The 14,517-nt window shown below is 40.7% G+C and carries 8 protein-coding genes; 7 read left to right on the plus strand and 1 reads right to left on the minus strand.

All coding sequences use genetic code 11. From position 1 onward, the window contains the following. The first annotated feature begins 241 nt into the window (after window positions 1-241). The 3 genes from FCR06_RS04655 (at window position 242) to FCR06_RS04665 (ending at window position 5,978) form a co-directional block, all read left to right on the plus strand. Window positions 242-3,100, plus strand: a complete 2,859-nt coding sequence (locus tag FCR06_RS04655) for a cation-translocating P-type ATPase (RefSeq protein ID WP_138497855.1) — start codon at window positions 242-244, stop codon at window positions 3,098-3,100. A gap of 187 nt (window positions 3,101-3,287) precedes the next feature. Beyond that, complete coding sequence (gene recF, locus FCR06_RS04660) at window positions 3,288-4,409, plus strand: DNA replication/repair protein RecF (RefSeq protein WP_138497676.1); 1,122 nt, start codon at window positions 3,288-3,290, stop codon at window positions 4,407-4,409. 453 nt (window positions 4,410-4,862) lie between these two features. Next, the gene (locus tag FCR06_RS04665) at window positions 4,863-5,978 is read left to right on the plus strand and encodes an acyltransferase family protein (protein WP_189523322.1); all 1,116 of its coding nucleotides are present in this window, start codon (window positions 4,863-4,865) and stop codon (window positions 5,976-5,978) included. Window positions 5,979-6,486: 508 nt separating this feature from the next. Here FCR06_RS04665 and FCR06_RS04670 read toward each other — a convergent pair. Beyond that, complete coding sequence (locus FCR06_RS04670; RefSeq protein WP_138497678.1) at window positions 6,487-6,948, minus strand: MgtC/SapB family protein; 462 nt, start codon at window positions 6,946-6,948, stop codon at window positions 6,487-6,489. 233 nt (window positions 6,949-7,181) lie between these two features. On the opposite strand from FCR06_RS04670, the gene FCR06_RS04675 reads away from it, so the two are divergent. The 4 genes from FCR06_RS04675 to FCR06_RS04695 all read left to right on the plus strand — a co-directional run bounded on the left by FCR06_RS04675 (window position 7,182) and on the right by FCR06_RS04695 (window position 14,434). Continuing rightward, window positions 7,182-9,548: a putative PEP-binding protein gene (locus tag FCR06_RS04675; RefSeq protein WP_138497679.1), complete on the plus strand. Its 2,367-nt coding sequence runs from the start codon at window positions 7,182-7,184 to the stop codon at window positions 9,546-9,548. 655 nt (window positions 9,549-10,203) lie between these two features. Continuing rightward, on the plus strand, window positions 10,204-10,680 hold the full coding sequence (locus FCR06_RS04685) for a hypothetical protein (protein WP_138497680.1): 477 nt from the start codon (window positions 10,204-10,206) through the stop codon (window positions 10,678-10,680). Window positions 10,681-11,100: 420 nt separating this feature from the next. After that, the gene (locus FCR06_RS04690; protein WP_138497681.1) at window positions 11,101-13,047 is read left to right on the plus strand and encodes an iron uptake porin; all 1,947 of its coding nucleotides are present in this window, start codon (window positions 11,101-11,103) and stop codon (window positions 13,045-13,047) included. A gap of 139 nt (window positions 13,048-13,186) precedes the next feature. Beyond that, entirely contained in the window at window positions 13,187-14,434 is a 1,248-nt protein-coding gene (locus FCR06_RS04695; protein ID WP_223280037.1) for a hypothetical protein, read from the plus strand. Window positions 14,435-14,517: the final 83 nt, after the last annotated feature.

Below are 14,517 nucleotides of genomic sequence, written 5' to 3' on the forward strand. Positions count from 1 at the left end.
GAGAATTCAAAACTCTAATTATTCTTTATCCCTTCAGCATAGCTGCCTCCAGCAAGAACTGCCTCAAAACCTGTGACTTTGTACTTCGTGTAAACGAAAACTGCTGTATATCCTTTTTCCGGAATGGAATGAGTTAAAAAAGTTGAGTATTAGCTTAATGTAACTTTAGGAGATGGTTTTCCAGTTATCACTAAATTATGATTATGATCGAATTTTGTAACCATTTCCTGTGACTTACACGATGTCTGCTAATTCTCTGCCTGAAGATGCCGCTGTTTGGCATAGTTTAGATGTTGATAAAGCGCTAGACCTGCTTGATAGTAACGCAGACAGTGGCTTAACATCCGAAGATATTCAACAAAGGTTGCAGAAATACGGCCCCAACGAACTCAAAGAAAATGCTGGTCGTAGTGCTTGGCAAATTCTGCTCGATCAGTTCAGCAACATTATGTTGTTGATGCTGATTGGTGTAGCTCTAATTTCTGGGTTTTTAGACCTATGGGCTTGGCGAACGGGCAGTTTGAAGCCAGGTGAAGTGCCATTCAAAGATACCATCGCTATTTTAGCAATTGTTATCCTCAATGGCATACTCGGCTACGTCCAAGAAAGCCGTGCCGAAAAAGCCCTAGCAGCCTTAAAAAAACTCACTTCTCCTTTAGTGCGAGTCATGCGCGACGCTAGGCTGGTGGAAGTAGCAGCTAAGGAACTAGTCCCAGGAGATATGATGCTGCTGGAAGCTGGGATGCAGATAGCCGCAGATGGACGGTTGATCGAACAGTCGAATTTACAAGTGCGAGAATCGGCACTGACTGGAGAAGCTGAAGCTGCCAACAAACAAGCAACACTAAATTTACCAGCAGAAACAGATTTAGGCGATCGCATCAATTTGGTATTCCAAGGAACCGAAGTTGTCCAAGGACGCGGGAAGGTTCTGGTAACCAATACTGGCATGACAACAGAATTAGGCAAAATTGCTGCCATGTTGCAGTCGGTGGAAAGCGAACCTACGCCTTTACAACAGCGAATGACTCAACTAGGCAATGTCTTAGTTTCGGGTTCTTTAATTCTGGTAGCGATCGTTGTTATCGGTGGTGTCATCCAGGCTAAAGGTTTTAGCAATATCAAAGAACTTTTGGAAGTTTCCTTAAGTATGGCGGTTGCTGTGGTTCCAGAAGGTTTACCTGCGGTAATTACTGTTACCTTGGCACTGGGAACTCAGCGAATGGTGCGCCAGAATGCCTTGATTCGCAAACTGCCAGCAGTAGAAACATTAGGTTCTGTAACCACCATCTGTTCTGATAAAACCGGCACGCTGACTCAAAATAAAATGGTGGTGCAATCGCTTTTTACCAATGACAAAACTTTTCGTGTCACTGGAGAAGGTTATGCCCCCACCGGAGATTTTCTCTTAAATGGTGAAAAAGTTTTCCTAGAAGAGTCGCCAGAAATCTCCGCTTTGTCAGTCGCCTGTGCCGTTTGTAACGATTCGGTACTGCAAAAAGAAAAAGGTGAATGGGCGATTTTAGGAGATCCCACAGAAGGGGCATTAATTACCCTGGCAGGTAAAGCAGGAATCGAAAAAGATCAGTGGAATAGTAAGTTATCCCGCGTTGGGGAGTTTCCCTTCTCCTCGGAACGTAAGCGGATGAGCGTGATTTCTCAAGTGCAGTCAGTCGCCACAGGTGAAACGTCTTTGAATGCCGTTGACCCAGCGATCGCTAATTTTTTACAATCTGAACCTTACTTAATGTTTACCAAAGGTTCGCCAGAATTAATTTTAGGACGTTCCACTCAGATTTATTTGGGTGATCGCTCAACGGGGTTAACCGAAGAACAACGTCAGAAAATTTTAAGAGAAAATGACCAGATGGCGAGTAAAGGTCTGCGGGTGCTAGGTTTTGCCTATAAACCCCTCTCTGAAATTCCACCAGAAGGGTCAGACGAGACATCCGAACAAAATTTGGTCTGGCTGGGATTAGTCGGAATGCTGGATGCACCACGCCCAGAAGTCAGGACGGCTGTGCAAGAGTGTCGGGAAGCAGGAATTCGCCCAGTCATGATTACTGGTGACCACCAGTTAACAGCACGAGCGATCGCCACTGATTTGGGAATTGCCCAAGAAAATGACCGACTGCTCACAGGTCAAGAATTGCAGCGGATGAGCGACCAGGAACTAGAGCAAAACGTTGATTTGGTGAGTATCTATGCTAGGGTTGCCCCAGAACATAAACTGCGAATTGTCCAAGCACTGCAACGTCGGGGTAGATTTGTCGCGATGACAGGTGATGGCGTCAACGATGCCCCAGCCCTCAAGCAAGCTGATATCGGCATTGCAATGGGTATTACTGGCACCGATGTGAGTAAAGAAGCTAGTGACATGGTGTTACTTGATGACAACTTCGCCACCATCGTCAGCGCCACCAAAGAAGGTAGAGTTGTTTATACCAATATTCGCCGCTTTATTAAATACATTCTGGGTAGTAATATTGGGGAAGTTTTGACTATTGCAGCTGCGCCCTTAATCGGTTTGGGAGGCGTTCCGCTTACTCCTTTGCAAATTCTTTGGATGAATTTGGTAACAGACGGTTTACCAGCTTTAGCATTAGCTGTAGAACCTCCGGAACCGGATGTAATGCAACGTCCGCCTTTTAGTCCCCGCGAAAGTATTTTTGCTAGGGGATTGGGTTCTTATATGATTCGCATTGGCATCATCTTTGCGATTATTACCATTGCCTTGATGTGGTGGGCTTATCAACATACCCATGCCCGTGGCTATCAGGGAAATCCTGATGCTTGGAAAACGATGGTATTTACTACCTTGTGTATCGCCCAAATGGGTCACGCGATCGCTATTCGCTCCAACAACCAACTGACCATCGAAATCAATCCATTTTCTAATATATTTGTACTAGCTGCTGTTGTTGTGACCACAATTTTACAGTTGCTACTAGTTTACGTCGAACCTCTGCGAGAGTTCTTTGGTACTCACTACCTGACTATGCAAGAATTGGGAGTTTGTATTGGCTTCAGTGCCTTAATGTTTGTCTGGATTGAATTAGAGAAGATATTCTTACGCGTTGTGGGTAAGAAAGCCGTTTGAATTAGGGAATCAGGGATCAGTCAGATGAGGAGATGTGGTTCGACTTCTCTAGGAGACGCTACGCCCAGCCTTGCTTAAGAGCAGGGGTACGCTCACCAACCGGGGGATGAGGAAGAATAATAATTATTTACTTGCTTTTTCATCTCCCCCCACTGCCTCATCTTTCCCTAATCCCCACTTTCTTACTATGTACCTAAAAACATTACACCTCCGGCAATTTCGCAATTATCAAGAACAAAAGGTTGAGTTTACTGCTGCCAAAACAATTTTGGTAGGTAATAACGCTCAAGGAAAGTCGAATTTGTTAGAGGCGGTGGAGTTGTTGGCAACATTGCGATCGCACCGGATGGCACGCGATCGCGATTTAGTTCAAGAAGGGGAAGATATAGCCCAGATTAATGCTACTCTTGAGCGACAAACAGGTATAAGTGATTTAACTTTAACCCTCCGCCGCAATGGTCGTCGTAGCGTTGCTCTTAATGGTGAGTCTATACGTCGTCAAATAGATTTTCTTGGCGTTCTCAATGCAGTCCAATTTTCTAGCCTGGATTTAGAACTCGTGCGCGGAGGCCCTGAAGGTCGCCGCAACTGGTTAGATACACTCTTAATTCAACTCGAACCTGTTTATGCTCACATTTTGCAGCAGTATAACCATGTATTACGCCAGCGCAATGCCTTTTTAAAAAAAACTCAAGACTCAGCCTTGGGCGTTAACTCTTCAGAACTGGCTATATGGGATGCACAGTTAGCTACCACAGGTACACGGGTAATTAGACGCCGCGATCGCGCCATCCAGCGATTAGCTTCCATCGCTACTGCTTGGCACACTAGCATCAGCGGTAGTACAGAAATTCTGCAAATTAAGTACCTGCCTAATATTCCTTTAGAAGATAACCAACCAGAACAAGTCCAGCAAGCTTTTTTAGCAAAAATTCAACAGCGAACTATAGCCGAACTGCACCAAGGTACTACCCTTGTGGGTCCCCATCGCGATGAAGTTGAATTAACCATTAACCAGACACCTGCTCGTCAATACGGTTCTCAAGGCCAACAACGAACGCTAGTTTTAGCCTTAAAATTAGCAGAATTACAATTAATTGAAGAAGTCGTTAAAGAGCCACCATTGCTATTACTTGATGATGTTCTGGCTGAACTAGATTTATCTCGCCAAAATCAATTGCTTGATGCTATTCAAGACCGCTTTCAAACCCTGATTACTACTACTCATTTGGGTTCTTTTGATTCCCAATGGCTAAAATCTTCACAAATTGTTTTTGTAAAATCAGGAGAAATAATGCAAGATTTTTAATAATTATGTTTGAGAACTTATATTTAAAATTCTTGTATTGAATAAAGATAGTTTTATCCCAGGAATTATATACTAACTAAAACTTTTTTTAATGAAAATTCTGGGTTATTAAATACTTTGAATATAGCGAAAGTTTCTCTATAAGAAAAATTTTTTAATTCTCTTATAGAAGAAAAATTGACAAAAACTCAAAATACTTATAAAAATACAGTAATTCAAATAACTTATATCATACCCGGTTGAATACTTATGATATTTGTGAGGGTCGGTAATGAGTAATGGGTAATCGGTAATGGGGAAGAAAAACATAACTGTTCACTTATTGGCAATTACCTTTTACCCAACTGCGAAAAAGACTAACTCCTTTGTAAGTAATTAGCCAAGCTTGATATTACCTGACATTTTTATGTCATAAAATTTTGGTTTATTGGGTTGCAATGTGAAGGAGTAAAATTGTTAGAAAAATCCTCAATACCTTTACCAGAAACTAATGGACAAGTTTCACAGGGTACAAGTGACTATAAAAAATTTTATATATCATCCTTAGATGGGATCAGGACTATTGCTTTCCTATTAGTTTTTTTAAACCATGCAAAAGTAGTAAACGTGATTCCTGGAGGATTCGGTGTAACAATATTTTTCTTTCTCAGTGGCTACTTAATCACAACTCTGATTAGAAGAGAGTATGACCGCCATCAAACTCTTGATTTTAAGCTGTTTTATATCAGACGAGTACTACGTATTTGGCCTTCATTTTATTTAGTCTTATTTGTCGGAACTGCTTTAACTGCCTTAGGCTTCCTCAGGGGTAAAATTTATTTATTAGGCTTTTTATCTCAAGCTCTACACTTTGGTAACTACTACAGTATCTTGACTGATAGTATAGGAATAGCTCCTGGTAGTGGGGTATATTGGTCTCTTGCTGTCGAAGAACACTTTTATCTTTTTTTCCCACTGCTTTATGTAGCTCTGCGTAAACTGCGTATCAATCCAGGCAAACAACTGCTGACTATTTTAGGATTATGTTTGGCTGTTTTAGTTTGGCGGTACATTCTAGTTTTCGATTTTGGAGTACCTTCATCACGTGTACTTTATGCAACAGATACTCGGGTAGATAGTATTCTATTTGGTTGTGCATTAGCAGTTTATAACAATCCAATGCTAGATGCTCAAAAGTACTCTAACAAACTCTGGAAGTATTTCTTTTTTCCCGCAGGAATAATCTTGATTCTTTTTTCATTACTTTATCGTTCATCAGATTTTCAAGAAACTTTTCGTTATACGATACAAGGAATTGGCTTATACCCAGTCTTTTTTACTGCTATTCGCTTTTCAAATTGGGGATTATTTCCAATAATAAATTTAAATTGGGTGCGTTTTATTGGACTACTTTCTTACTCTCTGTATCTTGTTCATTACATTGTGCTTTTCGGTGTATGGATGTATCTACCCAAATTGCATAGAGTTACCCAAGCAGGAATTGCTTTATTAATTTCTTTAGGATTAGCCTATACAATTTATCAGTTAATAGAGTCTCCAATTGGAAAGTTACGTAAAAAGCTATCGTAGATATAAGTTCACAAAAAAGCAAAGCACTTTTTATTGACATGTATTAATATAAAATTTTTTATGCTCAGATCAAAAATATTTTAAAATGATTGGTTTTAGTTAAATGTATTACTGATGCAGTTGATTTTTTAACTGTTAACCAAGATGATGTTTGCGATATTGAATAGTGGTTAGTGAAAGTTGGTGTTTATTTTGTCTTATACAGGTCTTGGAAATCTGTAAGCTAAACCACATCTAGTTTGCATATCTAAAATTTATGTAACTCTTGTGGAGTGAGCATCTTGCCCGCTCTAATTATGCAAGTTAAATGTGGAACAGCTTATTAACCGCAGACTATGCTTGAAAAAATTTTATACAAACGACACATATCATTCTTTTATTATTGATCGCCTGCTTTTGAGTTGATGGAGATAAATAAATATAAGATGTTCTGTCATCGCTCGGGATGACAGAACATCTTATATTTAATCATGGCTATCTACTTAGTTTAAACTTCAGTTACTAATTACTAATCACGTTTTTCTAACCTTTTAAAAACCTTGAGAACTAAAAAAGTCAGAACACTACCAATTAATCCTAACTGCCATAAACCACAACCAGCAGCAATTCCTAAACCAGCCGAAACCCAAATAGCCGCTGCTGATGTCAGTCCATGAATTTCAAGTTGTTGCTGTGATGGCTGGGAAGATTGACGCACAATTTCTCCAGCACCCAGAAATCCTACACCAGTTGCAATTCCTTGAATCACACGGCTGAGTACATCAGAACTAGTTTGTAACTCACCTGTTTGCAGAGGTATGATGATAAACAAGGCTGAACCCAAACTCACCAGCATATGAGTTCTTAAACCAGCTGGTTTGTGCCTAATTTGGCGTTCCCAGCCAATAATTCCGCCAATCATCAATGCGATACATAGCCGGAAGCTAACATTTAACCAATCATTAGTTGCAAGATAGTAAGTGTTTGCCAAAGTTAATTCTGGTATGGATAATTATATTTACAAAGTTAATTGGTAATATAGCTTTTAATAAGAATGCAGAATTATTAATAAAATTAGGTGTAAATCCAAGCATTACCTGATTGTAGACCTCTGTGAAGATTTTTTCTAATAAGATATTATTTTGGTCAATAAATATAGGTTTGCATTCTTAAATAAGGAAGGGCTGTGGTGATAACATACATAACTGACAACTAACAAATTGAGTGGAAAAACTCTACTGGCTAGACGAAATTAAACTACAAGACCGTACCAAAGTAGGTGACAAAGCTTTTAACTTGAGCAGAATTATCCAACATGGCTATCCGGTGGTGCCTGGTTTTGTCGTTTCAGCAGAAGTTTGGCGACAATTTCTCGAAAATCTCAACAGTTCAGAGTCATTAGTTGCTGACTTACCTTATTCCTCATTACACCTAGATGTAACTAATTGGCGTCAACTTCAGCAAGTAGCTGGGCGTTTGCGCCAAGAAATTCTCACTGCGACTGTGCCACAGCAGTGGGTAAGTACAATTTTTACAGCAGCAAGAGAATGGCAAACTAGCTGTTTGATATTTCGACCAAGTTTAATAGTATCAAATGCTACGTCAACTCCGAGAAATATTTCTGGTTTACTAGAGTCAGTATTTTGCCACTGCCAAGAGGAAGCGATCGCCACAGCATTAAAGCGTACCTGGAGTCAAATATTTCGCGCTAGAAGTTTACTGTATTGGCAGCATACAGGTATTAACCTGCAACAAATTAATCTTGCAGTTTTAGTGCAACCTGTGGAAAATGCGATCGCCAGTGGCTTATTAAAAGCCAATTCCTCTGGATGGGAAATCGAAGCTACTTGGGGATTAGGAATAGCGATCGCTCATGGTGAAGTATTGCCAGATGTCTACTATATTCAAAGCGAAACTGGAGCAATCCTAGAGCAAGAGCTCGGCAATAAAATGCTGGCTTATGATGTTGATGATGCTTCCCCTAGAATTTCCCAACCTTTGGCAGACTCAGTGCTAACACTAGAGAAAACTTGTCTGATCACTTACGTACTTGAGGAAGCCCAACAAAAACAGTACGCTTTACGACAAGAATACTTACAGCAAATAATCGATCTGGGAACTCTATTGGTGAGCGAACTAGGTCAAACGTTTACCATAAAATGGACTATTGCTAGCCAAAGTACATCTGGCAAGCTCTATTTAACACAAGTTAGTACTCCCCAATCTGTAATTCCCCGCGCACACTTCATCAGGGGACTCCCAGCGGCAAGAGGACGTACTGTGGCAAATGCCTTAGTAAGGATTAATTCCCAGGAAAAACCTGAAGAACTCCCAAAAGGAGTAATTTTGGTAGTACCAACAATTACACCGGACTGGTTGCCATTATTACAAAATTTAGCTGGTATTATCACTGAAAAAGGTGGATTAACTAGCCACGCTGCAATCCTTGCCAGAGAATTAGGTATAGCAGCAGTAGTGAATGCAACATCAGCTACAAGCATAATCCAGACTGGGGAACGACTGTTACTTGATGGCGACAGAGGAGAAGTTTATCGGATTAAAGGAGAAACTAGAGATGGAGAGATGGGGAGATGGAAAGATGGGGAGATCAGCGAAACTACTTCCACCACCCCACCACCCCACCACCCCACCACGCCATCACCCCATCTACCTATGATTGCTACTAAACTGCTGGTTAATTTGAGTCAGTCGAGCTTGATAGAACAAGTAAAAAACTTGCCTGTGGATGGATTAGGATTGTTGCGCTCAGAATTGATGGCACTAAATATATTAGATGGACAGCATCCTAAGAGTTGGATTTTAGGCGGGCGTCAAGCAGAATTGTTAGAGCGTTGGTCTGAGCAGATTATGCAGTTTGCTCAGGCTTTTGCACCAAGACCAGTTTTTTATCGTTCTTTAGATTGGCGATCGCACGAGTTACCGTCATTGAGTGATAGTTTACAATCTTCTCCACAATCAATGTTAGGTGAACGCGGCACCTTTAGCTATCTACAAAATCCGACTGTGTTTGAGTTGGAACTGAAAGCTTTAGCAAATGTACAGCAATCAGGCTACAGTAATATCCGCCTGCTATTACCTTTTGTTCGCACAGTGGAAGAATTTGTCTTTTGCCGTCGCAAAGTTGAACAAGCTTTTTTAATGCAGGTAGCAGAATTTGAATTGTGGATGATGGCAGAAGTGCCAAGCGTACTATTTCTATTACCAGAATACGTCAAAGCAGGTGTAGCGGGAGTTTCTATTGGTACAAATGACCTAACCCAGTTATTGCTAGGAGTAGATCGCGAACAAGGACAGCTAGCAAAAGTATTTAACGAACGTCATCCCGCAGTTATGAGTGCGATCGCTCAACTCATTCAGATGTCTAAAAATGCTGGCATACCTTGTTCAATCTGCGGTCAAGCACCAGCCCTGTATCCGGAAATTATTGATCGGTTAGTGGAATGGGGTATAACTTCGATTTCCGTAGAACCTGAAGCAATCGAGCGAACGTATCAAGCGATCAACCGCGCTGAACAACGCCTCATCTTAGCAGCAGCACAACGTGAATTAAAAAAGAAAGATTTTAATTGAAAATACTCAAAAGTATCAAGATAATTTTTTATTTATATGTATACCAACTTTTATATTGGCAATAATGTTTTTTGATGAACATGTTCTAGTGAGATTATTTGGTAAACCTCTGAGCTTAATAAGTAGTTAAAAGGAAATATTAAATATTCCAGCGATCGCACCCAATCAAAATCGCAAATACTTAGTCAGGAGTAGTGCATACCATTATCCAAACATTTGGCATCTCTATTAACTTGGCAGATATCACCCTCTCTCGCTTAGGGGGTGGGTTAGTGCGCTGGCAACTTGAGCCAATATTCCTTCAAGAATAACTCGATTTAGCCCTCAGCAGACTCAAATTACGTCAAAAATTATTTAAAATTGTCGTATAATTGCCCCGTAACTTACCGTCTATCCAGGTAGATGGAGAAGAACTGATTGAGGTTTTGACAAAATTAGTTGATAATGCCTGTAAATTTGGCGACAATCAGGGTATCAGCTAAGCCCCCCACTGATTCTAATCACAAAAAACACATAGTTTGCTTCTCAGACCCAGGCGAGTATTATTAATTACGAATTACATAGACTTTTGTATTCATTACCCCCTACTCAGTTATTATCTTTAACTCATAATATTGAATACTAGCTTCTCGGTTTTATTGTTGTTGGGGTGTTAATGTCTATTTCACACAAATATACTGTTCTTGCTCCTATTAGCCTGAGTATTGCTTTGTTCATTACTAGTTGCAGTGAAAATAAAGTTTCTCAATGCCAGCGACTGATTCGACTTGTCAATGAAGGAACGTCACAGATTGATCAAAATAAAGCAACACAAGTGATCACCAGCATCCAACTGTCTAAAGATTTGGAATTTATTACTAAATCGATTAAGGAACTGAATTTAACAGACTTAAAGTTGAAAGAATATCAAAGCAGTTTTGTCAAGATTTTCCACAATCTCAGTCAAGCGATCGCCAAGTCAGGTAAAGCACTTAATGCAACTAAAACAGCCCAAGACTCGGCGGCTGGCAGGGAGACAGTTCAAAAAGCGAGAACCGAAATTGACTCAGCTTTGACAGAAGCTGAAACCATTGGTAAGCAGTCAGATACCTTAGTCAATGAAATGAATAAGTATTGTAGCCAGCCTGAATAATTCTATCTGGGGCATTAGGGACTTCCATTAAAAAAATATTCCATCCCTGCGGGACGCTACGCGAACGCCTTGAGGGCAGGGGAGCAGTGAGCAGAGGGAGAGAAAGTCGTTTTGATGGGCATGAAATTGGATAATTTATTTTCTGGAAGTTCCTTAAGCCAATAGCATCGGTAGGGGCAGGATATTGGGGGTAGGGGAAATGATGCAAGTTTTACCAATACCTGCAACCCCACACCCTGTCCCTTTTTTCAGATGACGTGAAAAGTCAGGCTGTCCACTTCTCAATCATTCGCTAACACGCTAATCGCCTGGGAACTAAAGTAACTTTTATCACTCCTTTTTCAAAATATTCCTGATTCACACTAACTTCATCTGTCAAAAGAAATGTTAGTGCAAGTCAAATGAAATACCAGAAGTGATATGAATCTACTGATAGCAAGTGTGCTAGCAACAGCACCAATATCTGCACTTAATGTACCAGAACAGGCTGTAAATGAGTCAGATAACTTGGTACAGCAATCAACACAGAAAAATTTATCTCAAGTAATCCCGCGTACGGAAATTATACCGCCTGAATTTGTACAACCAGATATAATCACCTCAACAGCAATTAAAAATAAATACCAAAATATACTGAAAAAAACTCGAAAAAAAATTCAATTTATAAGTTCTTCTAATTTCCTGAAATCAAAAAATACCCAACTTCTAACAGAGAAAGTTGATAAAAATTCTCCCCATCCCCGCCCCCGCATCCCCCCATCTCCCCTAATCCCTACTGAGCTTCGCCCCGCTTTGCTAACGTGGGGGCCCCGAGTTCCCCATCTCCCCCTCTCCCAATCTTCTGATTCCCCAGACTCAGACAACCCAATGTCTCAAGTTACCTCAGTATCTCAGCTTGAGGATGTGCAACCCTCTGACTGGGCTTTTAGTGCTTTGCAGTCTTTGGTAAAACGCTATGGCTGCATTGAAGAATATGCTGATGGTACTTATTTGGGGAATCGTACTATTAGCCGTTATGAATTTGTGGCTGGTTTAAATGCTTGCTTAAAGAAAATTAACCAAGCGATCGCTAACAATAAACTCAAGACTGTTAATAATCAAGATTTAATCCTGCTGCAAAGGTTGCAAGGTGAATTCAAAGCAGAGTTGCAACAATTACAGCAGCGTGTCGAGGTTGTGGAAAACCGGACAAGTGAATTACAAAACAATCAGTTTTCTACAACTACCAGATTGTTTGGTCAAGCTGTTTTCAGCATTCAAGGAACTAATAGCACCGATGTGGATTTATTTCCTAGAGATGGAGTACCTGAACGCCAAGGAAAAACAAATCTGAGTTTCACAAGTAGCGCTCAACTAACCTTAGGAACTTCATTTACCGGGCGAGATTTACTCTTAACAGGATTGTCTGCTGGTAATTTGGGTTCTACGGCCTCGTTGGTATATACCAATATGGGGCGGTTGGGGTTCGAGTCCAATACAGACAACAATCTAGTTATTAGTGATTTATCTTATCGATTTCTGGTCTCGAATAAGTTGGGAATCGTCATTGGTACGGCGGGAGTCAACCCCATCAACACCTTTCGCGGTATTAGCCCATTAGAAGGTTCTAGCGACGGTGCAATTTCTCTATTTGGTCAGCGTAACCCGATTTTAGGCATTGGTAACGGTACTGGTGGTATAGGTTTTGACTGGCAGATTAGCGATCGCATTAGTTTGCAAGGCGTTTACAGTGCAGAAATTCCCAGTTTTCCTAGCAATAGTAAACAAGGCGGATTATTTGGCGGTAGATTTACTGCTGGAACTCAGTTAAGTTTTGCACCTACCAATGACATTGATATCGGTGTGCATTATCTTTATTCCCACTCTCCAGATAGCTTACTAGGAACTGGTATCGGGGATGCTCAATTGATTTCACCTTTTGCACCGACTACAGCTTTCGATACCCAAGCAATTGGTGCTACCGTTGCTTGGCGAATTAACCCTAACTTGCAGTTGGGTGGTTGGGGTGGGTTCACTTGCTCTAAACCATTCCATCTTTCTGGAAGTGTGGAAACTACTAACTGGATGGTGTTCGCAGCTTTTCCCAATTTGTTCAGTCGTGGAAATTTAGGGGGATTTCTTGTAGGACAACCGCCAAAAATTACTTCTAGTACTTTACCTGAGGGATTTAATTTTCCCAAGTTTTCCGATGGAGGGACAGCAGGCGGACGCAGTGATACATCAATTCATGTAGAACTTTTTTATCGCGCCCAACTGAGTGACAATATTGCCCTGACTCCAGGCTTATTCGTCATTTTCAATCCTGATCACAATGCTGCTAACGATGCTTTAGTCGTTGGAACATTAAGAGCAACTTTCCGGTTTTAAATTTATACTGTTGTAGATGTATTTAAATATGCTTTTTAACTACTGAAAAATTCAGTAGTTAAATACCTCCATTCCTTAATGAAAGTAAGGAAAAACCTATGCGTATATTTTTCCAGGTGATTAAAGGAGCAAATTTTTTATGAGATTACATCCATCAACTCACACTACCTCCAGAAGTTTTGACGACACTCAAAAATTCGTCTTGGAAAGTTCTGATTGGCAAAAGCCGCGACTGAGACTTTCCGCAAAATCTCAAAATTCAAAATTTTATCAGTTGTTAGCAGCAGTTGTTAGCAGCAGTAGTTTAGCCGCAGTCATCATTGGTTTGGGTGGAACAAGTGCTTTGGCTCAAATCACAATTCAAAGTACAGGGACATTATCAGGTACTATTCAACTTCCGAGCACTAATCCCAATTTCAATCAAAGCATTACTCGTGTTGATACGGATGACACAGGGACTTACTCGCGGAACTTAGGTACTAAAAACAATCCTAATTACCTTCCTATATACAAGTCAGACTATGTGCAAGTACAAACACGTAATGATGGTAGTTTGCACTATTTTGTTGACTTTAAAGGCATTCCAATTGTCTCCTTCAACGGCGTTCTCACCTCACCCCTTCTCTTTGACGGAGAGTTGACAGCTTATAAATACCAGGGAAAATTAGCAGGAACTACATTTCAAGGAGTAGTTCAGGATGAATTTAATCTAACAAAAGCCTTATACACTGGTACTGTTACTGACCCAAATACTGGAAGCCAGTATCAGGGAACTTTTGAAGTCACTGGATATGGAGTCAGATATAGCGCGCGCAATGGTGGTGCAACCCCTACAGTCTTCGATTTCAAATCCGATCTCCCAGGTTCGCCAAAGGTGACATCTCTGGAAATGACTAACTCTCCCCTGGCAAGACTGACAATTAAAGTACCAGCAAATGCGACTCTGGTCACTCCCACACCAGTAGTTGATGGTGGTAGTACACTGACTCCTACACCTATAGTTAATGGTGGTGGTAACATACCGACTCCCGCACCCGTAGTTAGTGGTGGTAGCACGATAAACGTTGCACCAATCGTTGATAGTGGTGACACCATAAATGTTGCACCAATCGTTGATAGTGGTGACACCATAAATGTTGCACCAATCGTTGATGGCGGTAGTGCAATAACTTCGCCGACGACTACAACCCAGACATCTAGGTCTACTCCACCACTATCTCCTACATCTAATATGGAATTCAGTAGTGACAATTCTCCAGTCAATCAAATACTTGTCAACCCTGCAACCCTTGTTGAAGTTGCTTGTTCAAAGGATTTTGTCAAAAGCTGTACAAAACCTTCTTCAGCCGAAGTGGTAGGGCCTCGCAGTCGAGTGCTAGTGCGTTAGATATTTAATAACAAAAACCTTTTCTCTTTTTCTATTCTCAAAACTTTTAGGTACTTCTGGAACTCTTGCAAGGCAGAATAAAA

This window comes from Nostoc sp. PA-18-2419 (assembly GCF_005869855.1).
In the GTDB taxonomy this organism is placed as follows: Bacteria; Cyanobacteriota; Cyanobacteriia; order Cyanobacteriales; family Nostocaceae; genus Nostoc.